Source organism: Mycolicibacter nonchromogenicus, assembly GCF_002101775.1.
In the GTDB taxonomy this organism is placed as follows: Bacteria; Actinomycetota; Actinomycetes; order Mycobacteriales; family Mycobacteriaceae; genus Mycobacterium; species Mycobacterium nonchromogenicum.
In genome coordinates, this window is record NZ_LQPI01000033.1 from 184083 (window position 1) to 207690 (window position 23608).

General features: G+C 62.5%; 20 protein-coding genes. 15 read left to right on the plus strand and 5 right to left on the minus strand.

Features of this window, described 5'->3' with window-relative positions; all coding sequences use genetic code 11:
- The first annotated feature begins 22 nt into the window (after positions 1 to 22).
- Both AWC18_RS07235 and AWC18_RS07240 read left to right on the plus strand, forming a co-directional pair.
- Complete coding sequence (locus AWC18_RS07235; RefSeq protein ID WP_085138241.1) at positions 23 to 331, plus strand: hypothetical protein; 309 nt, start codon at positions 23 to 25, stop codon at positions 329 to 331.
- A gap of 394 nt (positions 332 to 725) precedes the next feature.
- The gene (locus AWC18_RS07240) at positions 726 to 1607 is read left to right on the plus strand and encodes an NYN domain-containing protein (RefSeq protein ID WP_109560011.1); all 882 of its coding nucleotides are present in this window, start codon (positions 726 to 728) and stop codon (positions 1605 to 1607) included.
- 8 nt (positions 1608 to 1615) lie between these two features.
- Here AWC18_RS07240 and AWC18_RS07245 read toward each other — a convergent pair whose 3' ends face one another.
- A complete protein-coding gene (locus AWC18_RS07245; protein WP_064997846.1) occupies positions 1616 to 3256 on the minus strand; it encodes a peptide chain release factor 3 in 1641 nt (546 codons plus the stop codon).
- A gap of 71 nt (positions 3257 to 3327) precedes the next feature.
- On the opposite strand from AWC18_RS07245, the gene AWC18_RS07250 reads away from it, so the two are divergent.
- On the plus strand, positions 3328 to 4746 hold the full coding sequence (locus AWC18_RS07250; protein ID WP_085138242.1) for an SDR family NAD(P)-dependent oxidoreductase: 1419 nt from the start codon (positions 3328 to 3330) through the stop codon (positions 4744 to 4746).
- A 3-nt stretch (positions 4747 to 4749) separates the two neighbouring features.
- Here the strand turns inward: AWC18_RS07250 and AWC18_RS07255 are convergent, their stop codons facing one another.
- Together AWC18_RS07255 and AWC18_RS07260 are read right to left on the minus strand one after the other, a co-directional pair.
- The gene (locus AWC18_RS07255; protein WP_085138243.1) at positions 4750 to 5586 is read right to left on the minus strand and encodes an SDR family NAD(P)-dependent oxidoreductase; all 837 of its coding nucleotides are present in this window, start codon (positions 5584 to 5586) and stop codon (positions 4750 to 4752) included.
- A gap of 1 nt (position 5587) precedes the next feature.
- Complete coding sequence (locus AWC18_RS07260) at positions 5588 to 6064, minus strand: nuclear transport factor 2 family protein (RefSeq protein ID WP_085138244.1); 477 nt, start codon at positions 6062 to 6064, stop codon at positions 5588 to 5590.
- A 42-nt stretch (positions 6065 to 6106) separates the two neighbouring features.
- Here AWC18_RS07260 and AWC18_RS07265 point away from each other — a divergent pair, with 42 nt between their 5' ends.
- The gene (locus AWC18_RS07265) at positions 6107 to 6361 is read left to right on the plus strand and encodes a hypothetical protein (protein WP_085138245.1); all 255 of its coding nucleotides are present in this window, start codon (positions 6107 to 6109) and stop codon (positions 6359 to 6361) included.
- Between the two features lie 61 nt (positions 6362 to 6422).
- Here the strand turns inward: AWC18_RS07265 and AWC18_RS22200 are convergent, their stop codons facing one another.
- Positions 6423 to 6557, minus strand: coding sequence for a hypothetical protein (locus AWC18_RS22200; protein ID WP_272937688.1), 135 nt, complete (start codon positions 6555 to 6557; stop codon positions 6423 to 6425).
- A 696-nt stretch (positions 6558 to 7253) separates the two neighbouring features.
- Here AWC18_RS22200 and AWC18_RS07275 point away from each other — a divergent pair.
- From AWC18_RS07275 to AWC18_RS07290, 4 genes are all read left to right on the plus strand, one after another.
- Positions 7254 to 9452, plus strand: a complete 2199-nt coding sequence (locus AWC18_RS07275) for a sigma factor-like helix-turn-helix DNA-binding protein (protein ID WP_165757982.1) — start codon at positions 7254 to 7256, stop codon at positions 9450 to 9452.
- Positions 9453 to 9574: 122 nt separating this feature from the next.
- Positions 9575 to 11584 carry a DEAD/DEAH box helicase family protein gene (locus AWC18_RS07280; protein ID WP_208858331.1) on the plus strand — a complete coding sequence of 670 codons (2010 nt, stop codon included), beginning with the start codon at positions 9575 to 9577 and terminating at the stop codon, positions 11582 to 11584.
- 200 nt (positions 11585 to 11784) lie between these two features.
- Positions 11785 to 13845 carry an AAA family ATPase gene (locus AWC18_RS07285; RefSeq protein ID WP_085138248.1) on the plus strand — a complete coding sequence of 687 codons (2061 nt, stop codon included), beginning with the start codon at positions 11785 to 11787 and terminating at the stop codon, positions 13843 to 13845.
- Positions 13842 to 14309, plus strand: a complete 468-nt coding sequence (locus tag AWC18_RS07290; protein WP_085138249.1) for a DNA phosphorothioation-associated protein 4 — start codon at positions 13842 to 13844, stop codon at positions 14307 to 14309. The genes AWC18_RS07285 and AWC18_RS07290 overlap by 4 nt, the downstream gene beginning before the upstream one ends.
- Positions 14310 to 14430: 121 nt before the next feature.
- On the opposite strand, the gene dndA is transcribed toward AWC18_RS07290, so the two are convergent.
- Positions 14431 to 15648, minus strand: a complete 1218-nt coding sequence (gene dndA / locus AWC18_RS07295) for a cysteine desulfurase DndA (RefSeq protein WP_085138250.1) — start codon at positions 15646 to 15648, stop codon at positions 14431 to 14433.
- Between the two features lie 96 nt (positions 15649 to 15744).
- Here dndA and dndB point away from each other — a divergent pair, with 96 nt between their 5' ends.
- From dndB to AWC18_RS21805, 7 genes are all read left to right on the plus strand, one after another.
- The gene (gene dndB / locus AWC18_RS07300) at positions 15745 to 16893 is read left to right on the plus strand and encodes a DNA sulfur modification protein DndB (protein WP_085138251.1); all 1149 of its coding nucleotides are present in this window, start codon (positions 15745 to 15747) and stop codon (positions 16891 to 16893) included.
- Positions 16890 to 18428, plus strand: a complete 1539-nt coding sequence (dndC, locus tag AWC18_RS07305) for a DNA phosphorothioation system sulfurtransferase DndC (protein WP_085138252.1) — start codon at positions 16890 to 16892, stop codon at positions 18426 to 18428. The genes dndB and dndC overlap by 4 nt, the downstream gene beginning before the upstream one ends.
- Positions 18425 to 20398: a DNA sulfur modification protein DndD gene (gene dndD, locus AWC18_RS07310; RefSeq protein WP_085138253.1), complete on the plus strand. Its 1974-nt coding sequence runs from the start codon at positions 18425 to 18427 to the stop codon at positions 20396 to 20398. The genes dndC and dndD overlap by 4 nt, the downstream gene beginning before the upstream one ends.
- A gap of 3 nt (positions 20399 to 20401) precedes the next feature.
- Positions 20402 to 20791 carry a DNA sulfur modification protein DndE gene (gene dndE / locus AWC18_RS07315; protein WP_085138254.1) on the plus strand — a complete coding sequence of 130 codons (390 nt, stop codon included), beginning with the start codon at positions 20402 to 20404 and terminating at the stop codon, positions 20789 to 20791.
- Positions 20788 to 22245, plus strand: coding sequence for a DNA phosphorothioation-associated putative methyltransferase (locus tag AWC18_RS07320; protein ID WP_085138255.1), 1458 nt, complete (start codon positions 20788 to 20790; stop codon positions 22243 to 22245). Before dndE ends, AWC18_RS07320 begins: the two co-directional genes overlap by 4 nt.
- Positions 22246 to 22434: 189 nt before the next feature.
- Complete coding sequence (locus AWC18_RS07325; protein WP_085138256.1) at positions 22435 to 23196, plus strand: chymotrypsin family serine protease; 762 nt, start codon at positions 22435 to 22437, stop codon at positions 23194 to 23196.
- A 198-nt stretch (positions 23197 to 23394) separates the two neighbouring features.
- Positions 23395 to 23608 (plus strand): hypothetical protein (locus tag AWC18_RS21805; protein ID WP_208858332.1); only part of this gene is annotated, 214 nt, incomplete at its 3' end.

Here is a 23608-nt window from a genome sequence, read left to right on the forward strand (position 1 = left end):
CCCCCGGATTACCGTCGCGACCATGGGGACTCGCAAGCAGTCGGGCGGCAACGGAACGGGCTTCGCCATTCTCGTGGTCATCGCGCTGCTGTGGTGGCTGCGCTGGCTCATTCTGGCCGGCGCCGTGATCGCCCTGGCCGTGTGGGTCACGCGTCGGCTGATGCGCAGCTACGCCGAGTACCGCGCCTCTGAGGTGAAGCGGCTGGCCGAGATCCGGTGGCGCGCCGATGTTCAGAACGCCCAGGTGTTGCGCGGTGACCCGCACGGGTTCTTCGGGCAGTACCCCCTGCCGGATCCGGAGCTGATTCCCCGCTGGTACCGCGCCGGTTAGGCGCGTGGTCGGGGGCGGTTCGGCTCGCCCGTTCGGCACGCCCTCGCGCCGCGTCCGCCGTGTCGTCGCGCCCGTTCGGACAAAGTCCGGCATGCCCTCGTGTCCTTTCGGCGTGTCGTCGCGCCCGTTCGGCATGCCGGCGCCCCGTCCGCATGCCCTCGCGCCCGCTCGGCATGCCCTCGCGCCCGTTCGGCATGCCCTGGCGCCCTTTCGGCGTGTCGTCGCGCCCGTTCGGCGTGTCGCCGAGCCGGACCATATGGACTGTTGCCCGCCTTTGAGCGACAAATCGCGCCCACCCCGCGTCGCCCACCCCGTTTGTCGCTCAGAGGCGGGCATCTCCCCCATCCCCGCCAACCCGTTATGGATGGGGCCATTGGTGCGCCACACTGGAGCCATGACGGAATCCGGCGACACCCGGGTCGCGGTCTACCTCGACTTCGACAACATCGTGATCTCCCGCTACGACCAGGTCAACGGGCGCAACTCGTTTCAAAAGGACAAGTCCAAAGGCCTGGCCAACCAGCCGGAGCGCCTCGCCCGGGCCACCGTCGACGTCGGAGCGATCATCGACTTCGCCTCCTCGTTCGGGACCCTGGTGCTCACCCGCGCCTACGCCGACTGGTCAGCCGAGGTCAACACCGGCTACCGCGCGCAGTTGGTGGGGCGAGCGGTCGACCTGGTGCAGCTGTTCCCGGCGGCCGCCTACGGAAAGAACGGCGCCGACATCCGATTGGCGGTCGACGCGGTCGAGGACATGTTCCGGCTGCCGGATCTGACCCACGTGGTGATCGTGGCCGGCGACTCCGACTACATCCCGCTGGCACAGCGCTGTAAACGCTTGGGCCGCTACGTCGTCGGGATCGGGGTGGCCGGCTCGACCAGCCGCGCGCTGGCCGCGGCCTGCGACGACTTCGTCTCCTACGACGCACTGCCCGGCGTACCGGTATTTGAGCCGGCGCCGGCCACGGCCGAAAACGAGACTGAGCCCAAGCGGCGCACCCGTCCGGCCAAGGAGGAAGAGCCCGAAGAACCGGCGCCGGATCCGGTGGACACCGCCACCGCCCTGCTGACGCGCGCGCTGCGGATCGGTCTGGAGAAGGACGACGTCGAGTGGCTGCACAACTCTGCGGTCAAAGCGCAGATGAAGCGCATGGATCCGTCGTTCAGCGAGAAAGCCCTGGGATACAAGTCGTTCAGCGACTTCCTGCGGTCCTACTCAGACCTGGTGGAACTCGACGAGAGTTCAACGACGCGAATGGTGCGACTGCGCACCTAGTGGCCGCGCTATCCCTCCGCGGCCACCAAGGACCGTAGCTGCACCTCGGGGTTGTCACGCTGGAACCCTTGCAGGCGCCACGCATTGGAGAACAACACCAGGTGCACGCCGTCGGTGCGGGTCAACACTTCGGCCAATGACTGCTTGTTGACGAAGTCGACGTCGCGCTCGTCCACGATCCGGGCGACCTGATACGGCAGCGGTTCCAGCGTGATCGGCGCGCCCATCTCATGGGCCATCCGGTGGGCGGCCACCTCGAACTGCATCGGACCGACCGCGGCCAGTACCGGCGCCTGCTCACCGCGACGATCGGAGACCAGCACCTGCACGACGCCCTCTTGGTCCAACTGCTCGATGCCGCGGCGGAACTGCTTGTGCTTGCTGGGATCGACGTTGCGCGCCACCGAGAAGTGCTCGGGCGAGAAGCTCGGGATCGGCGGGTACTGCACGGGCACATCGCAGTACAGCGTGTCGCCGGGCCGCAGCGCGGCGGCGTTGGCCAGCCCGATCACGTCGCCGGGCCAGGCGGTGTCCAAAGTCGAGCGCTGCTGGCCGAACACCGACTGGGCGTACTTGGTGACAAACGGCTTGCCGGTCGCGGCGTGGGTCAGCACATCGCCGCGTTCGAAGGTGCCCGAATACACCCGCGCGAACGCGATGCGGTCGCGGTGGGCGGAGTCCATCCCGGCCTGCACCTTGAACACGAAGGCGCTGAACGGGGCGTCGGTGGCACGCCGGACGCCGTCGACGTCGAGCGCCCCGCTGGGTGCGGGCGCCAACTCGGTGAGCACGTCGAGCAGCTGATTCACGCCGAAGTTCAACGCCGCCGAGGTGAACAGCACCGGCGTCGCCGTGCAGTCCAGGAACGCCTCGCGGTCGAAGTCGGATCCGTCGGCGGAAAGCAGCTCGCACTCTTCGACCGCGGTGTCCCAGTCATCGCCGGCTGCGGCATGCGCGTCGGCCGCGGCGATGTGTTCCTCGGGCGCCGCGGTGGCGCCACCGGCGGTGCGGGTGAACCGGATGAAGTTTCCCGTCCGGCGATCGAGCACCCCGTCGAATTCGCCGGCGATACCGACCGGCCAGGTCAGTGGGGTGGGGCGCAGCCCGATGCGAGAGTGAATCTCGTCCATCAGTTCCAGGGCGTGTCGGCCGGGCCGGTCCCACTTGTTGATCACCGTGATGATCGGGATCCGGCGATGCCGGCACACCTGGAACAGTTTGAGGGTCTGCGGCTCAAGGCCTTTCGCGGCGTCGATGAGCATGACCGCGGAGTCGACAGCGGTCAGCACCCGGTAGGTGTCTTCGGAGAAGTCGGCGTGGCCGGGTGTGTCGAGCAGGTTGATGACGCAGTCCTGCCCCTTGGCGGTGTGGTAGGGGAACTGCAGCGCCGTCGAGGTGATGGAGATGCCGCGGGCCTTCTCCATCTCCATCCAGTCCGACACCGTGGCACGCCGGCCGGACTTGCCGTGCACCGCACCGGCCTCGGTGATCGCTTTGGCATGCAGCACCAGGGCCTCGGTCAGGGTGGACTTGCCGGCGTCGGGATGGCTGATGACGGCGAAGGTTCTGCGGCGGCCCGCTTCGGCGGAAATTCGGCTGGCGAGCGGGGCGGCGGCGACCGTCGGCGAATCCAGGGCGTTGTCGGTCATTGCGTCAGCGAGTGTATGGGTGACCTGGAGCAAATCGGTAATCGAGCACCTGGCCCGATACCCTTCGAAGCGTGACTGCCATCGACCCCGAAAGGCTCGCCACCTGCCTAGAGGTGCTCTCCGAGATCGATGCGCTGCCGCCCGAGCACCCCGACGCCGTCACTGTGCGCCGGGCCACCGCGCGCATGTTCAAGCAACTCAAGAAGGTCCGGCGCAAGGCCGCACGCGACGCGGTGCTCGCCGCTGACCAGGCCGTCATCGCCGCCACGGCCACCGGGGCACCGGGCCGTATCGACGACGAGACGCAGGGCATTCCGCTGGTATCGGCCACGGCCGGGGCGTCGGCGGGCACACTGCTGCGATCACAGGCCTGCTACATCTGCAAGAACCACTACACGCAGGTAGACGCGTTTTATCACCAACTATGCCCGGCCTGCGCCGCGATGAGCCGGGCCAAACGGGACGCGCGCACGGATCTGACTGGCCGTCGTGCCCTGCTCACCGGCGGGCGCGCCAAGATCGGCATGTACATCGCGCTGCGCCTGCTGCGCGACGGGGCCCACACCACCATCACCACCCGGTTCCCCAACGATGCCGTGCGGCGCTTCGCCGCCATGCCCGACAGCGCCGACTGGCTGCATCGCCTGCAGGTGGTGGGTATCGACCTGCGGGATCCGGCCCAGGTCGTGGCGCTGGCGGACACGGTGGCCGCCCAGGGCCCGTTGGACATCCTGATCAACAACGCCGCGCAGACGGTGCGGCGCGCACCCGGCTCGTATGCCGCCCTCGTCGAGGCCGAGCGCACCCCCTCCAATGAACTGGTTGACGTGATCACCTTCGACCATGTCAGCGACGCCCACCCGGCGGCCCTGGCCGGCAGCCTCGCCGCGCACCAGGAACCCCATGCGCTCACCGAGTTGGCCCTGACCGCCCGCAGCGCCTCGCCGCAGCGGATCGCCGCCGGCGTCGCCATCGACGCGGGTGGACTGCTGCCCGACACGGCCCCGGTGAACAGCTGGACGCAGCGGGTGCACGAGGTCGACGCGCTGGAGCTGCTCGAGGTGCAGCTGTGCAATCAGACGGCGCCGTTCATCTTGGTGAGCCGGCTGCGCCCGGCCATGGCGGCGTCGCCGGCCCGCCGTAAGTACGTGGTGAATGTCTCGGCGATGGAGGGACAGTTCAGCCGCCGCTACAAGGGTCCGGGCCATCCGCACACCAACATGGCCAAGGCCGCGCTGAACATGCTGACCCGCACCAGTGCCGCCGAAATGCTGGAGACCGACGGGATCCTGATGACCGCGGTCGATACCGGCTGGATCACCGATGAGCGTCCGCATCCCACCAAGCTGCGTCTGGCCGAGGAGGGATTCCACGCCCCGCTGGATCTGGTCGACGGCGCCGCGCGGGTCTACGACCCGATCGTGCGCGGGGAAGCCGGCGAAGACCTGTACGGCTGCTTCCTGAAGGATTACGCGCCGAGCAACTGGTAGCCGTCAGTACAGCGGCCCGCCACCGAACAGACTCCGGTGCGAATCCGGCTGGTTCCCCTCAATGTCGGTGATTCCGTAGTCGAGAGCCGTCTCGGCGGTGATCAGGGTGTGCCCGCTGCGGGCAGCAATGTCCGGGTCGTCGGCCAGTGCGGCGATCACCCGGCCGATGAACTCCGGGGTTTCGGCATTGGCCAGCGGGTAGCCCTGGAAGTTGTCCAGGCCGCGAGCCATGAAGCCCTGCATGACTTCGTTTTTCACCAGGCCCGGCCACAGCGACACCGCGCTGACTCCGGTGCCGGTCAGTTCGACGGCCATGTCGGCGGCCATCTTGTCCAGCCCGGCCTTGGACATCCCGTAGAGCACCGAGTGCAGGTGCCCGCGCGCCCCGAACGAGGAGATGTTGGCGATCAGGCCGGCACCGCGCGGCACCATCAGCTGCGCGGCGTGCACCGAGGCGACATAGTGGGCGCGCAGCCCCACCCCAATCAGGGAGTCCCAGTCCGACAGCGGCCGTTCCCAGAACTTCTCGGTGAACCCGGCGAACCCCTTGGGTGCTGCCCAGACATTGTTGACCAGCAGATCCAGCCGGCCGCCCTGCTCGTCGGCGATACGGGCGAACAGCTCGGCGATCTGAGCGTCGTCGCGGTGGTCGCACTGCACAGCGATGCCGGCCCCGCCGCGCGCGGTGACGTCTCGCGCGGTCTCGTCCAAGGGTCCGTCGGTGCCGACTTCACCGCGGGCGGTGACGTAGACGGTCCAGCCGTGCGAGCCGAGCGCCAGCGCGATTCCCTTGCCGACGCTGCGGCTGGCTCCGGTGACCAAGGCGATGCGGGGGCTCATCTCAGATCTCCACGATGGTGTCGTCGCTGAGCGGCCGGGTGATCGCCCAGAGTTGGCGGAAGTGGCTGCGGGCCATTTTCCAGGTGCCGTCCTCGATCACGTAGGCGTCGTCGTATTCGCCGGTGAGCAGGCGTTCGGTGCGCTCAATCATGTTGAGCTGACGAAACTTCAGCGTCCACCGTCCGGTGGCGGTGTCCGGGCCGGTGAGGGTGATGTCGGGGTGCATGCCGTGGTGCATGTCCAGGATCACCGGTTTGCCGTCGACCTTGTGCAGCGCGATCCGGGTGAAGACTTCGGCGATCTGGTCGGCGTCGTCGAACCCGCCCAGCGGTCCGTAATGGATGTCGGCGCCGCGGGCGATGAAGCAGGCCCGGAAGGCGTCGGGGTCCTTGGCGTCGCATGCCCGGAAGTAGCGGTGCTTGAGGGCTTTGATCGCCTCGATCTGTTCGAGCGCGGTCAGCCGGTCCTCAACGGTCATCGCTCGACGATAGTTGTCGGTACCCCCTGCCACGGTGGGGGTATGCGATACCTCTTGCTTCTCATTGCGCCGGTGCTGTTCGGTCTGGGACTCGGTGTGCCGTCGACGGCGGGGGCCGACGCGTCGCCACCGTGTGCGGCCTTCGACACCTGCCGCTACATGCCCAACCCGTACTACGACGGGCCGCTGATGCCGACCTGGAATCTGCCCGGGGTCTACGGCGGCCAGACCACCCTTCCGGCGATGTGCGATCCGGCGAGCTATTCCTGCCGGACGTATGTGCCGGGGACCAGGTAGCGCTCCGTACAAATCACTACGACGCCGAGAAGCTCGGCGTCGTAGTGGCGGTGAGGACGTATCAGCAGATCTGGCCGGCGAAGAAGGCCGCCGACACCAGGCCAACACACAACGCCACAGTGGCGTGGCCCATCATCCCGGCGCCGATCGTCGCGGTGGCCGCCGTGACGCCCAAGCCGGTCAGGAAAGCTGTCATTGGTCGCTCCTGTGGTCTACATCACATTGATGTTTCTAGCGTGGTCTACACCACATCATATCTCTAAGGAAAATGCCAGTCCTGTCCTATTCACCGGAAAGTCGGAAAATTCCGTCGAGCTCCTCGACCTGCACGGTCAGCCCGTTGCGGGGCCGCAGCGCCGCGTAACCTCCAGCTCGTATGCGCTGGTCAGGCAGGCTCAGCCGGGTTCTGGTCAATAGGCGGGCCAGCATCACCCTCATCGCCGCGGTAGCAAATGCCGATCCGATGCAGCGGTGGGTGCCGCCGCCGAGAGGGCCCAATTGGACATCACACACGGGCGTACCCGCGCCAACCGGACCCCGACCAAGAGCAAAGTCGGGCGACTCCACCGAACCCTGGCCGGCGGTGGGCCTACGCCCGGTTCTGCGAATCCACCGCACTACGAAACGCCGCCGCCACCGACCTTCCTGGACATCGCACCAGGCGGCGTAGGGGAATTCTCAACGATTGATCGGGGGGCAGGTCGGTCCCACCTCGGTGGGTCTGGCGCAAGACTTCACAGTCGGATTCCCACGATCGAGCTGAGCCGCTAAGTCCATCGGCTGCGCGTCGCTCATGGTCGGAACCATGTGCAATGTGTGTCAATCCGCAGAAGCGCGCTGCTTGTCGGGAACATCCGCTATAAAGGGCGGGCGCGAGCGAAGGAGCGAACTCATGACCCAGGGCTACCCACCCGACGACGCGCATCCACAGACTTGGCTGGATGCGTTCCCTTGGCTGGCAGCAGCGGCCGACCCGACGTCAACGCCATGGTGGAACAATGCTATTAGCGACGCGGATGTCGATGCCCGGCATGAATATCTAGCCACCATTTCGAAACTCGCCCTTAGCAGGCTGTCGAGGTGGACGATCGGCGAGGTATTCCCAGGACTCCCACCCACTATCGAAATCCCAAATCTATTTTTGCCAACTCGCGCCGCCAACGCAATCATGCTCCAGGGTCACCGCACTGGAGCCGACCTCCGTGACGTCTCGCTTGACGAGATGACCGACTGGCGGAACGTGGGTGCGAGCACCATCGACATAATCCTTCAGACGCTTGCAAGCGCAGCGATGCAACATCCGACGCCGCTCGTAACTCGGTTACAACGGCCAGTATCCATCGCGGGTCGGCCACCCTCACCGCCCAGCCAACAGATAATCCAAGTTGTGGATGATCTGATCCAAATCGCTCGCTGGTACGTGACACTCGGAGTTCCAGAGCATCGACTACTTGAGCAAAAACTCCCCACCGGAGCACCAGCTGAAGTGCTTGCGGCTCAGCAGCGCCTTACCTGCCTTAATGCTAACGACGTTCTTGGTCAAGACCCCCAGGCAACCAGCGTCGCACAGCTATTTGAGAATGCTATCGCGAAACTCGACTCGCGAGCAGCCGAGATCCTCAGCGCCCGACTCTTCGCCGACGACCCAATCACGCTCGATGAACTCGGCCGGCGCTACGACGTCACCCGTGAACGTGTCCGACAGATTGAAGCGGTCGCACGCGGCGCAATGTCGAGCATCATTGCAGAAGACGGCCCTCTAGCATCCCTCGCACGAGCCGCCCGCGCTCAGATCGGCTTCATCCTGCCGCTCGACGAGCTCCTGCGGCGGATCCCCTCGCTAGGCGAACGTGTTGAGTCCGTGGCGCAGCCAGCCTGGCGAGTACTCGACCGGCTTGACGACGCCTACGAGATCGAAGACGGGTGGTGCGTTGTTCCGACGATGACCGCCGTCGAGTCGATGACCCAAACACAACTCCAGGAGCAGGCTGATCAGTACGGCGTAGTTCGGATCGAGGACCTGACCCTGATAGAAAGCAATACCAATAGGCGATCGGAACTGACTGCCTCCTGGCTGACGCGATGCGGATACGTCGTAGACGGCGACTTTGTCCTAACCCGTACAAGCTCCGTGGGAGATTACGCCGCTGCCGTACTTTCGCTGACGGGAACACCGTTGAGCGCACAAGAGATCATCGATCGCTTTATTTTCGAACGTAGTGCGACCTCGCTTCGCAACGCCATGGCTTCCGATGACCGCTTTGAACGTGTCGACCGCGACCGGTGGGCACTCAAGGAATGGGGCATGGAAAAGTATTCGGGCATTCGGTCTCTTATCCGCGAACAAATAGCGACAAACGGTGGCCAGATCCGGCTGAACGATCTGATCGAGTTCATCACGGGCCGGTACAGCGTTAGCGCCAACAGTGTCGCCAGCTACGCGAGTATACCGCCGTTCGAACAACGCAATGGCATCGTCCGCCTTGCCGGTACCGATCGCAGCGTAGGGAAAGCGCCGGCTCGAACAAGGCGCTTATTCAGGCGACCAGACGGCTGGGCCTACCGTGTACGCATCACCAAGGATCACTTACGCGGCAGCGGTTCAACGGCGCCGATGGCCATAGCGATGGTGCTTAAACTGCGGTTCGGGCAGACCCTCCAACTTGAGTCGCCACTCGGTCCTCAGTCCATCGCCTGGACCGGCACTCAGCCATCCTTCGGTACCATCCGGCGATTTTTGATGGACGGTGATATAGCTGCCGGCACCGAGGCATTTCTCGTGATCAATGATGACGGAACATTTTCCTTTGAACCGGCCCGAACTCTGACTGGTGACCCACTGGCAGATACGCTGAGTCTTATTGGTGCACCGATGTGCGCTGAGCCTGAGACAGCGCGAGCCGCCATCGCTACAGCACTAACCCTGCCTGCGGAATCCCCCGTCAGTAGCCTGATCGGAGCTTGCCGCGACCGCGGAGATGCCGACATCGCGGATCTTCTCACCAGTGCCCGCGACTACCTGGAGAAGGGGTACAAACCACAGCCCTCAGAGCGAAATTCTCAAGTCGACGAGATACTCGATTTGCTATGACGAACTATAACGGCGGTCTCCGAGCACTTGATCCCCGGCGACGTTTTCGAAGCCCGGAGCACGATGTGGTAGCGAGCTTCTTTGTGCCTTGCTTTTCTGTCGCCAGCAGTTACAGCCGCGCCGTGGGCTACTTCACCTCTGCCAGCATGGCCCTCTACGCCCGGGGTATCGATAGATTTGCTGGCCTCGGAGGCTCGATGCGTCTGGTGGCCTCGCCTCACCTGAATGACGACGATGTGCTCGACATCGAGCGTGGGTATGAGATTCGCGAGGTGGTCGAGCGCGCCACACTACGTGAGCTGCAAGTCGAAGAAAACGACGCACTCCTTGACGGGCTCGGCATAGTCGGGCGCCTCATCGCTGAGGGCCGACTCGATATCAAGCTCGCGTTTGTGGAGAAGGACGGACAAGTCGGCATATACCACGAGAAGATCGGCCTGTTCCGCGACGACTTCGGCGACCTAGTAGCCTTCACAGGCAGCAGCAACGAGACGTTCGGCGGCCTGATGGCTAATTTCGAGTCCATCGACGTTTATCGCGGCTGGGAGGTAGGCGACGGGATTCGCGCATTGGACATCGAAGCTGACTTCCAGAAATTGTGGATAGACGAAACGCCTAATCTGCGCGTGATCCGCTTTCCGGAGGTCGCTCGTGACCGACTGATGCAGCTGGCCCGCGAGCGCCCGACAGCAACGCTGGTCGGCACCGACAACGCACTGAGGCCGCCTCCCCGGCTTACCGCTTCCTCGCGACAGCTGGCAGTTCCCGATCGCCTGACCATTCGCGATTACCAGAACCGGGCAGTACATGCATGGCTCCAAAATCAGGGGCACGGCATGTTCAAGATGGCGACCGGTACCGGCAAGACTAAGACAGCGATGATCGCCGCCACTCGATTAGCGGACGTGCACGCCCAGAAGAACCAGCCCCTGCTCGTGGTGATTGTCGCGCCGTTAAAGCATTTGGTAGACCAGTGGATGGTCGAAGTCGAGGGATTTGGTGTCCAGCCTATTGCCGTCTACGAATCCAGCCGAAAGTGGCAGAGTGCAGTTGAAGGCCAATTGACCTCTCTCCGGTTGGGTAAGCGCCCACTAGTTGTGATGGTGGCGACCAAAAATTCGTTCGGAGACACGAAATTTCAATCAGTCCTCTCCCGCATCGCTCAACCGATGCTCCTTATTGCTGACGAAGCACACAACCTCGGGTCGCCTGCCTACCTGACGACTTTGCCAAAGAATGCAACTTACCGTTTGGCGCTATCCGCGACACCTGAGCGATGGTTCGACGCTGAGGGCACAGACGATCTGATCAGCTACTTTGGCAAAGTCGTTTTCGAACTCCCAATGGCCGAAGCCATCACTATGGGCGCGCTGACGCCCTATCGTTACTACCCACGGCTAGTGGAACTCACACGCGATGAGACCGCGTTCTACGTCGAGCTCACGGCACAGATAGCCCAGCGGATCGCAGCCGGCGATAGCATCCAGGACGCCAACGAAGACTCGCCATTGGGCCGCCTCCTACGCGACCGCGCCGACATTCTGGGACATGCCGAGGGCAAGCTTGCAGCGCTCGAAGCCGACCTCCGTGAACACCGCGACACTTGGTTCCAGCTCGTCTACTGTGGAGAGGGTCGGCGACCGCGACCGTTCGGGGAACCGCCCGGGCCACGACAGCTCACCGACGTCATCCAGTTAATCGGCAACAAGCTTCACCTCTCGGTGCACGAGTATATCGGAGAGACGCCTCGCCGGAAGCGCCAGGAACTCCTGCAACGGTTTAGTACCGGTAACGACCTCCGGGTCTTGGCGGCGATGAAATGCCTCGATGAGGGCGTCGACATCCCGGACGCCCGGATCGGCTATCTACTGGCCAGCAGTTCCAACCCTCGCCAATTTATTCAGCGACGAGGCCGCCTGCTGCGTCTGGCCAATAATAAGTCTCACGCGGTCATCTACGACTACCTCGCAGTACCACCGGGCGACGCACCAGTTAACTTCGAGGTCGAACGCTCGTTGCTCATCCGCGAATTGCAGCGCGCCAACGAGTTTGGCAAGTCGTCGGAGAACTACGAGGAGACCTTGCGAGTGCTGCGTCCCTTGAAAGACCGGTACCACCTCATGGATATGTGATAACCAGATCGATGACCGCAGAGGACCAGAGGGAGGAGCGCCATGGCTGAGGCGCGCGATGAACGCCAAGTGCTAGACGAGCTAACGAGAGACGAGCAACACCTGCTCCGGAGGGTGCTGGAGATTGAGCGGTCCAAGCTCCACCTCTCGGCCTATGACGGTACCGATGACCTGCTCGCAGTAGTAGCGGAGATCCTCCCGTGAGGCTACATTCGATTGCCGTTTCCAACTTCCGCCAATTCGAGGGCGAGCAGTCGTTCGACCTGACTACACACCCATTCCGCCCTGTGTCGATGATCTTCGGTGCTAACGGTGCCGGTAAGACGACCCTCCTCAATGCTTTCACGTGGGCCTTATACGGGACTCTCTCCGACGATGTCGAGCAAAAAGATCGCCTTATCAGCGATGGCACCTGGGCCCGCACCGCCCACGGGGATAGTGCAACCGTTTCCGTCGAAATCTTTTTCGACCATGAGGACCTGAACTATCGCTTACTACGTTCGATGAGCCTGCGCAAGGAATCTGACAGCCAGCCCAAGGGGGCACCGCAGATCCAGCTTTGGGTGACCAATGCCGACGGGTCATCGGAGGTAATTAACGGAGCCCAGACCAAGGTATCGAGCATCCTGCCCGAGAGCTTCAGCCGCTTTTTCTTCTTCAACGGCGAGCGTATCGAGAAACTAGTTAAGGGCAGCGCCTATGCGGAGGCACAGAAGGACATCAAGATGCTCCTTGGCTTGGAGCAGGTCGAGCGCGCTCTGACGCACCTCAAAAAGGTTGACACGAAGGTCACAGCCGACTTGCGTCGTAAAAGCGGCGGCGGGCTTTCGAAGATTCAGGAGGCGATTGACAATCTGAACGAGCGGGAGACCGAAGTAAAAGATGCCTTGGCGGTGGCCGAGGGGCAGCTCGCGGATCTTGCGGAAGAGCGCGAGGGTGTACTCGCCATCCTTCGCGAGCACAACAAGGCGGCGCCCATTCAGGCGCGCCGCGACCAGGTTACGAAGGATCTAGACGAGGCTCGGGCAGCACTAGCAGCCGCCCAAGCTAAGCGCGCCAATCTCATCGCCACCCGTGGCTTTCTGGCCTTCACCGATGAGCTAGGTGCAAAGACGGAAGTCATGGCCGAGGCCCTTTACCAACGTGGCGCGCTACCAGCCCCGCTGAAACGCGAGTTTGTCGATCAACTACTCGAGGAGAACCGCTGTATTTGTGGCACTGAGCTCGCCGAGCACTCACACGCTTGGCACCAGGTCCAAGAGTGGCGGCAGAAGGCGGGACTACAGGAAGTCGAGAGCGCCTGGCAGCAGCTGCGCGGGACAATCAAACTAATCCGTGGCGCCCGCGACGAGCTTCGCGAGGCGCTGGCCGAGCTTTCCCAAGAGATAGACGGCCGTTCGGACCGAATCAATAGTCTGGTAACCGAAAAGTCGGAACTCGACTACATCCTGCGAGATAGCCGCTACGAAGAGGTCGCAGGCCTTGAGGGTAAACGCATAGAACTCGATAGCCGAATGGCGGACCGACAGAAGGAAATCGGCGGTTACCAAGCCGAGCTTCAGAACATCGCACGCGATCTGGAGCATCAGAATCGGGAGCGCAACAAGGCCCAGGTCGAGGACCAACTGGCGGCGCGCGCCTTAAATCGGTCGATGCTTGTCACGAATGTTCGGAAGGCATTGACCGAAATACTGGCAATCCGTGAAGCGAAGATGCGACGCGACTTGGACGCCAAGCTCAAAGAGATCTACAGGACGATCACCTTCAAGAAGTCGAACGTCCCAGTCCTGAGCGAAGATTTCACATTGTCGCTTTATGACGAGGCGACCAAGCTGCCGGTAGGCAAATCGACCGGAGAGAACCAGATCCTTAGCCTAAGTTTTGTCGCGGCTGTGTCCACATTGGCACGAGAGGCCAAGGACCTTCAGCCCGCCGATGGCGGGCGCACACGGGACGCCGGCATCTATCCGATCGTCATGGACGCCGCCTTCGGCTCACTCGACGAGAACTACCAGACCAACGTCGCCAGGGCACTCGCAAAGCTGGCGCCACAGCTGGTAGTGCTCGTCAGTAAGAGTCAAGGACTCGGCACCGTACTGACGGAGCTGCGTCCGCACCTGAGTCATCTCGGGGTACTTGAGAGTCATGTGGCGGGTAGCGACGTGGTAGCCGAGGATATCGAGTTCGACGGCGCCATCTACCCATATATCCGGCCCTCTCAGACAACGTACTCCAAATTGCAGGAGATTCCGATCCCATGACTAATGCTCAAGCACAAATCCGCGCTCGGCGACCACAAGATCACGCCGTGCTCATCGAGACCCTTCAGAGCGAGGCGGGCTTTCCCTTCATTCGCGATGTCATCCTCTTTGCTGCCGCGGTGGGCTACGCCCAGGATCGTCGTGTTCCCTTTACGGTGTCGGGAGAAAGCATCCGCCTCGAACAACTCACCAGCCCGACTTACAGTGACGAACTGATCAACATGATCGCCGCCAACGCCGTCTCTAACGACCCGGAGGTGCTCGACGCAGCACGTCTCGAAGAGCGCCTCCGCGTATTCGAGGAGTACGCCAACGGGGGGCTTGAATACATACAAGAGCAGATCAATACCCGCCACCAACCTGCAGCTCTGGTAGTGCTAGACCTCGTCACCACCGCATTCGCCACGGACGGCGGGGTAAAGCCCATGAGCGTCGAGGAACTGCTTGGCGGCGCGAGATGGTAAATGGGGTTTATCGGATATCGTTTGCCCGCCCCCGATGCCGGTCAAAGTCCACGGACTCGGTACGTGTGCATCGGCGTTCATGGCCAAGGGGCATATAGTCGTTTTACGCTGTCGGCGGAGGCTAGATCTGTAGATTCTCGACGCGGCGAATACCGCCGAGTCGCTCCACGATGCGGTTCCACGGTATCTCGCCGGTGAGGTGACTCCAGGACAATCGCAGCGCCCCATCGATCTGCTGCCGGGGGAGACCCGCAGCCACCAGGACATGACTCGGGTCGTAACTCTGCGATGTGCATGCCGACCCATTCGAGATGGCAACAATATCCTTGAGCGCTACCAGAGCCGCCTCGGAGTCGATGCCAGGAACCGAGAAATTCAACGTGTGTGGAACAGTTCGCGTCTTGTCGCCGTTGAGCACAATCCCTAATGGATCCAGCGCGGCGAGCGCGTCTCGTTTGATCTCGGCAGCCCGTTCGGCGCGGGTTGCATGCTCTCGCAATGCGAGCGCAGAGGCGGTACCCAGTCCTGCGACCAGCGCCACTGGAAGCGTACCGGGCCGCAACCCCCTCTCCTGCCCACCACCAAACATGATTGGTTCGAGTGGCACACGGTGACGCCTCCGCCGCCTTGCTACAAGGGCGCCAACTCCTTTGGGTGCAAAGATCTTGTGACCCGAGACGCTAATTAGGTCAATGCGCCGAGAACGTAGCGGCTCAATAATCTTGCCAAAAGCTTGTGCCGCATCGACGTGAAAGTAAGCTTCGTGCTCCTGAAGCACCTCGGCGATAGCTTCGATCGGCTGGATGACACCAGTCTCATTGTTGACACCCATGACGGACACTAGAAGGGTGTCCGGCCTGAGGGCGTCACGTATGGTCTCGGGCTCGACGAAACCGCCCCCGGTCGGTGCCACCAAGGTGACGTCGAAACCTCTACGCTGCAACGCTTCCAGCGGCTCGAGGACCGCCTTGTGTTCGATCTGGGTCGCGACGATGTGCTTCTTGCCGATCCGTTCACCCGTCGCGGCCAACCCCAAGACGGCCAGATTGTCGCTCTCGGTTGCACCGCTCGTGAAGAGCACCTCGGCCGGCTCGCACCCAACGACGCTGGCGAGCTCCTCCCGCGCCTGAGTCACCCTGGCCTTGGCCACCTGGCCATACTCATGCGTGCGACTGCCCGCATTCCCAAACTCGTACGCCATGTACGTCAGGACCTCATCGGCAACCCGAGGGTCCACTGGCGTGGTCGCATTGCAGTCCAGGTAGACGGGGCGCTGCCCGTCCTGTGGATAAATCGAGCTGATCTCGCTGTCACTGTCGGACCGTGCGCCTAGAGTCATACGCCAGAGAGTACGCGTCCAAACCGACACATGTACGGAGGATAGCGACAACTTGTACGGATTGATATTCCGTACACGGGGTGTAAGGATGACATCGTGACAGAAGTCGGAGCGTCTAAGCGCGCCGCACCAGAAGCTCGAGACGGCGCACGGACAGGCGCTTTTGAGTACGTTTTTCCGGCCATCCGCGGAGTCCAGGCCGGCCGTGAGTACTACGTGACGATGTGCCCGCTCCGGCTGATCCCCAGAATCTTCCTTTTCGACGAGGAAGAGCTGGCACCGGAGATGCGCGCACAACGGACACTAAACAAGGCACGGGTTCCCGAAATAGCCAGGTACATCATCGATAACACCGACAGCTACGTCTTCTCCGCGCTAACCGCTTCGGTGGACGCCGAAGTACACTTCGAACCGATCCAGGCACAGGGCCCGAGTGAGCGCGTGGGCACGCTCACCATCCCAATGTCCGCACGATTCGTCATCAATGACGGCCAACATCGCCGCGCTGGCATCCAACAAGCGCTCGCCGAGAACCCAGATATCGGTGACGAAAGCATAGCCATAGTGCTGTTTCTCGATGTCGGGCTCGACCGCAGTCAGCAGATGTTCGCTGACCTTAATCGACACGCCGTAAGACCAGCCAAATCGATTGGCGTTCTCTATGATCACCGCGACGAGCTATCAGCGCTCACTCGGTTGGTAGTCCTACGATCTCCCTTCCTGCAGGATCTCACTGAAGCCGAGACATCCAATCTCGCGCAACGATCTCGCAAGTTATTTACCCTGTCCGCGCTTTACACCGCCAACAAGGCTCTCCTGGAGGGCACCGAAGACGAGCCGTTCGAGCGGCGGGTCGATCTAGCTACGCGGTACTGGGAGTTGGTTGCTGACCAGTTCCCGGAATGGGGCCAGGTGTTCAAACGTGAGATCACTGCCGGCGAAGTGCGTCAAGACTTCATCCACACCCACGGCATCGTGCTGCACGCCCTAGGCAAAGTTGGCCACAGCCTGGTCAAGGAAAACCCGGACCCAACAACCTGGGTCGCCCCCCTCCGCAAGCTCAAGAAACTGGACTGGCATCGATCGAGTAACACGTGGGACGGCAGAGCAGTGATCGGTGGCCGCGTATCGAAGAGCGCGGCGAACGTCCTGCTTACCACCGCGATAATCCGCAAAACAGTTGGCTTGCCGCTGCTTCCTGACGAGCAACGAGCTGAAGACGCATTCCAAGGAGGAGAACGATGACCAAGAGTGCAGCCCCCGCACTCAAGCGGAAATCCGCCTTTGAAGAATCCGGCTTCGCGGCCACAATCGATGCCCTCGTGGCTCAAACGCAACAGCTATACCTTGAAGACCAGGTGCCCTGGGTAGTCGGCTACTCGGGAGGTAAGGACTCAACGGCGGTCCTACAGATCGTATGGCTCGCGCTCGCAGGCATACCTGCTTCCCAACGCCACAAGGAAGTACACGTCATCACAACTGACACGATGGTGGAGAACCCGGTTGTCGCCGGGTGGGTAGCTCGGTCGCTAGACGTCCTCCGAGGAGCTGCGGAAAAGGAAGGGTTGCCGATCAACCCGCATCGGCTTACCCCCGCCGTTGCCGATACATTCTGGGTCAATCTGATTGGACGCGGCTACCCCGCACCTCGGCCCAAATTCCGTTGGTGCACTGAACGACTCAAGATCAAGCCATCCAATGGGTTCATCCGTAGCGTCGTCCGCAGCCACGGCGAAGCAATTCTGGTGCTAGGAACACGCAAAGCGGAAAGTTCCGTTCGCGCGCACCGCATGACCGAACTGGAAACGCAGCGTGTACGCAATCTCTTGAGTCCCAACGCTTCATTGCCTAACTGCCTCGTGTACTCACCGGTCGAGAACTGGACCAACGATGACGTATGGACCTTCCTGATGCAGGTCACCAACCCATGGGGCTACTCCAACAAGGATCTCTTGACCATGTACCAGGGCGCCTCACCAGACGGTGAGTGTCCCCTAGTCGTCGACGCAAGCACCCCGAGTTGCGGCGACAGTAGATTCGGCTGCTGGACATGCACACTCGTCGAGAAAGACAAGTCGATGACGGCGATGATCCAGAATGACGAAGAAAAAACGTGGATGCTGCCACTCCTAGAACTGCGCAACGAGCTAGACGTTCAAGATGACCGGCATCTGCGTGACTTTCGGCGTATGAATGGATCAGTTCAGCTCTTCCATGGCAAGACGATCCCCGGGCCTTACACACAGGTCGCCCGCGAAGACTGGCTCAAAAAGCTTCTTGAGGCGCAAGTCTTCATCCGCAATGAGGGGCCCGAATACACACGAAATTTGGAGCTCATCACTCTCCCTGAGCTAGAAGAGATCCGTCGGCTATGGGTAGTCGAGAAGCATGAGTTCGAAGACCACTTGCCCGGAATCTACGAACAAGTCACCGGTGAGCCCTACCCTGGACGCCCCCTAGACGAACACCTTCCGCTAGGCACCGAGATGATCGAGACTCTGAGAGAGCTTGCGGGCGATGATCGCCTGCACTTTGAGATGGTGCGCGAACTTCTCGACGCCGAGCAACGTCACCGCGCACAGGCGCGACGCGCTGGGCTGTTCGAGTCCTTAGAGAAGGCTATTCGGCGTGCTTTCTACGACAACGAGGAAGACGCGACCGACAGAGCGCACCACCGCAAGACAACTCTCGATCGAGCGACATCTCCCGGCAACGAGCCGGACCCACTCGACTTGGCAGACGGGTATGTCCGTCCGGCGCAGGGTGAGATCGTCTCATGATTCTCGACAAGCTGATCCTTGAGAACGTTGGCACATTCCGGGGCAAGCATGTCATCACCTTGACGCCGCCATCGCCGAAAAAGCCTGTCATTTTGATCGGCGGTCTCAACGGTGCAGGGAAAACCACGATCCTCGAAGCCATCCACCTCGCCCTTTACGGTCCGCTGGCTCAAGCAACGGGGCGTCGTTCCGGTAGTTACGAAAGCTACCTCCGCGGCCTGATCCATAACGGCATCGCCGACTCGGAGGGCGCTGCCGTTGACCTTACTTTCCACGTCTACCAGCAGGGTCAGAAACACACCTACCGGGTGCGACGTCGGTGGCGCACCACAGGCGCCTCCCTCCGGCAGTCACTACTTGTGTCAGTGGACGGCTTGCACGACGAAGCGCTGACGTCGAGCTGGAATGAACACGTTGAGAATTTCCTGCCGCGCGGGATCGCCGGGCTGTTCTTCTTTGACGGCGAGCAAATTGAGGCTCTGGCGGACCTAGAGCGTTCCCGCGAGGTGTTACGTTCAGCCTTGTCAGCACTACTCGGTCTTAACCTCATCGACCAACTCAGCACTGACCTCGTCGTTCTTCGCCGGCGGCACCGTAGCACCGAAGTTCCAGAAGAGCTGCGACGGAACCTCGAGGAACGCCAGAAACAAGCCACGTTAGCGCGACAGTCCGAGGAGATAGCCCAGTCCGAAGCGGCAAACGCTCGGGTTGAGGCCGAACGAGCCGACAAGCTGCTTCACGAGGTGACAGAGCGGTACCGCGCAGCGGGCGGAGATCTGCTGGAACAACGCGACGCTGCGGAGGCGAGAGTCGCGTTGGTTCGCCAGCAGGTTCAGGATTTCGACGACGAGCTGCGGCGTGAGTGCGCAGATGTCGCGCCGCTGGTACTAGTCGCCGACCTACTCAAGGGACTCACGCAGCAGGCGGCTGAAGAACACGTCGCGGACCAGAACCAACTGCTCCTCGACGCAGTTGCCGAACGCGATCGCGCCATTCTCAACAAATTACGTTCGGCCGATGTTCAGGCCACGACTATCGCCTCAATCGAGGAGTTTCTGGCCTCCGATTCTGCTGCCAGGCAAGCGTCGTCCGACATTCCGCGAATCACCGCCGTTCGAGAAGTCGCCCCCTTCGAGGCACTGTGTACGACCATCCTCCCTTCGACAGAAAGGCGGCTCCGAGCGTTGATCGACCGCCGCCAGGCGGCGCGCGCTGAACTCGACCAAGCAGAACGAACACTGGTGGCGATTCCCGATCCCGAGGCCCTCACTGACCTCAAGGAGGAGCGAGAGAAAGCAACGCAACATGCGATGCGGTGTCACGCCCGGCGGACCCAGGCCGAGGATCAGTTGAATGCGCTCCGACAGGATCGCGCCCGCGCCGACACCGCATACGAGGCGGCTCTGGACAAGTCAGCCCAGGCCAGTCTGACGGTTGATGACGATCGCAGATTGGTCGCCCATGTCGACCGGGTGCGTGAAACATTAGAACGGCTGAAGACTCGGGCGGCAGAGCGGCACGTCGACAAGATCTCGAGGCTAATCCTGGACGCGCTCAACCAGCTCCTGCGCAAGGACGATCTGGTCAAAGATGTCCGCATCGACCCGGTCTCGTGCACGGTTGAGCTGTCCGGCGCAGATGGACGCCCGCTACATGCCACGGCGCTCTCCGCAGGCGAAAGACAGCTTCTGGCTGTGGCGTTGCTTTGGGGCCTAGCGCGCGCGGCCGGCCAGCCACTGCCCATGGTGATTGACACGCCGCTCGGCCGGCTCGACGGATCTCACCGACAGCACTTGATCACCCGGTACTTCCCACGTGCCTCACATCAGGTCGTCCTATTGTCGACCGACACTGAGATTGATGAAGGGGCGTACAAAACGCTCAAGCCGCAGGTCGGGCGCGCGTACCGTTTGGACTTCGACACAACAAGAAACGCAACAACGGTGGAGCCGGGCTACTTCTGGGAGTAAAACATGATTGAACACATTCGCCTCACCCAGACCGCCCGCGACCAGCTTGTCACGCTCAAGCGCCGAACCGGAATCGCCCAATGGAACATCCTCTGTCGGTGGGGACTCTGCCGCTCGCTGGCTGAGCCAGCACCGCCGCCTGCTGCCAAACTGGTCTACGACAGCAACGTAGAGATGACATGGCGGGTATTCGCCGGTGACTACGGCGACCAGCTCTGGGCCCTCATGCGCTATCGCTGCCATCTCGATGGCTTGCCGCTGGACGACGAAGCCGTCGGCCAGCAATTGCGGCTGCACCTGCACCGCGGCATCGGTTATCTCGTTGGAGATCCCCGGGTCACCGACATCGTTGGCCTCATTTCCCTCGGGGTAGGTGAAGCCCCCGCGGCATGACTGACGGGATCGCACGACACCGGACGGCGATGACGCGGGCTGCGTTGTCGCGTCCGGTTTCGTTTGCACTGGCGGATGGTGTGCTTGCACCTGGACTATCAGTGTTCGACTACGGCTGCGGTAAGGGCGACGACCTCAGAAACCTTGCTGCTCTGGGCTACGAGGCTAACGGCTGGGACCCGGCATTCCGGCCTAGCGCAGAGCGTCAACCGTCCGATGTGGTGAATATCGGCTACGTGGTAAACGTCATTGAGGATCAACGCGAGCGTGCTGCCGCCATACAGCGAGCTTGGACCCTTACGAAGAAGGTGCTCGTCGTGGCGGGTCGCCTCACCTGGGATGGACGCGACCTGGCTGGCCGGCCTCACGGGGACGGTGTGGTCACCCGGACCGGAACGTTCCAAAAGTTCTACGAGCAAAGCGAATTATCTAGCTGGATCCACGATGTGCTTGGAACCAAACCGGTAGCCGCGGCGCCCGGCATCTTCTATGTGTTCCGTGATCCAATGGATGCCGAGCAGTTTCTCGCGAACCGCGCCTACACCTACCGGCCCCGGCTTCGGGTTGATCCGCACGCCGTATACGAGACACACGAGGCTGTTCTGGCCCCGTTATTGGAGTTTCTCACCCTGCACGCCCGCCCACCACGCAGCGGTGAGCTTGATCCCGCCGCGTCGGAACCGATCCGCGAGATCTTCAATACGATAGGCAGAGCTGTTCGCTTGATCTACCAGGTGACAGAAGCCGAGGCTTGGGAACAGATCCGGATCCAGCGCCGCAGCGAGCTGCTGGTTTACATCGCAATGTCACGCTTCGGACGTCGGCCGCGATTCAGTCAGCTCGGGCCGACTCTCGCCGGCGATATAAAAGCCAACTTCGGCACGTACCAGTCGGCGTGCATCCAGGCTGATCGCATGCTCTTGGCCTGTGGGGACCCTGCGATTGTGCTTGTCTCCGCTCGCAGCAGCAAGGTCGGCAAGCAGACGCCTTCAGCCCTATATGTCCACCGCAATGCCGTGGCTCATCTGCCGCCTATTCTGCGGATATACGAAGCATGCGGTCACGTCCTAGCCGGGACAGTCGAGCATGCCAACATGATCAAGCTGTCCGTCACGGAGCCGCAGGTCTCCTATCTTTCGTATCCGCGCTTCGAGCGCGATGCGCACCCCACACTGGCAAGTGCGGTGACCGTCAATCTCAAGCGGCTCAGCGTTGACTGGCGCGACTATAGCGAGTCGGACAATCCGCCGTTGCTGCACCGCAAGGAGGAGTTTGTTGCGCTCGACGATCCACGCCGACAGCTATACGGGCGATTGACGCGAGCTGAGCGTCGAGCCGGCTTGTACGAACATCCTGAACGCATTGGAACGTTACGCGGCTGGCAGCTGGCAGTAGCCGAAGCAAAAGTCGAAATTCGGGGTCATCGCCTGTCGTCAACGCGGCAGCGACGGTAATGCCGCCCACTCGGCACCGCAACTGCGCGGAGTTGCTAGCCAATTCCTTGATGACGCCGAGGACGTGTTTGAAGCACCCGACGGTCGGCTCGATCAGCATCTTGCCGGGAGCCCTTTCCTCCGCTGGGTCTCCTCGTCGGCGTAGTAGGCAGCACACCCCACCCCCCACCCCCCGCTACCCTCGCCTAAGTGCCACCCTCAAAACGCCCCCCACCCAAACCCCTGCTCAAACGACTGTCCATCGCGGCCGGTGTCCTAGCCGTCCTGGCCGGAATGGTCTGGGTGAGCCGCGCCCAGCCGGTGCAGCAGCTCATCCCGCAACCGCCGGTCGAGGCGATCGGCCCCGGAGTCGGCATCAACGTCTCCTCCCCCGGCAGCCCCGAAGCCACCAGCTGCACCGCGGGCTTCCTGGTACGCAGCAAGGACGGCCGGCCGGGCCTGTTGTCGGCGGGGCACTGCAACAAGCCCGGCGGCTCGGGCAGTGTGGCCATCCACCACGGCGCTCTCTACCCAACCGTCGGCGCGTTCACCGAGAGCGTCTACGACGACTCGGACGGCCACAACATCGGGCTGATCACCCTGGACAGCCCGGACAGGTTCCCGCTGACCTCCGAGGTCGATGGACATCCGGTGAGCGGGGTGGCCGAGCGCGTCGAGATCGGCGACACCCTCTGCCATCTGGGAGTCCGCAGCGGCGAGCCGATGTGCGGTCCCGTGATTGCCCGCGAGAAGGACAAGCTCCGCTTCGCCGCGGCCACCACCTGCGGCGACGCGGGCGGCCCGGCCTACCGGATGCGCCCCGACGGCACCGCCGAAGCCGTCGGCATCCTCGCCGCAGAGTCCGACGGTGAGGATCCCGCGACGGCGTGCGCGGCTCCGCGGGAGTCCTCGGTCGCGCAGCTGATCCAGCCGTGGCTGCAGGCCTGGCAGTTGACGCTGGTCACCACGTAAAAAGCCCCTACCGCCGCTGCCCGGTGCGCGCCACACTGAACTAACGGGCCGAAGCGGTGAACCGGACGGGACTCTGCTCCGTGTCACTACCGGGAGGCTGGTGCATGGACAAAGGAAAACCAGCGGAAGATCGACACTCGACCGCGGCAGCGCCGCGGCCGGACACGTCTGCGTGGACCGAGAGGTCCTGAACCCACCATGACCACCGACGACCAGGCCCGGGCCCGCTTCAGCAGCGGTCCCCACGCCATGCACCCCAACATGGCATCCAGCCGGGCCATGGTCGCGGCCGCACTGGCTCGGCTGCCCGTCGAACACCGGGCCCTGCTGCATCGTGTCCGTGGCCATGAAAAAGTACCCACTGGTGGCCACGTAGAAGTCCCCGCTGGTGGCCAGATAAAAGTACCCACCC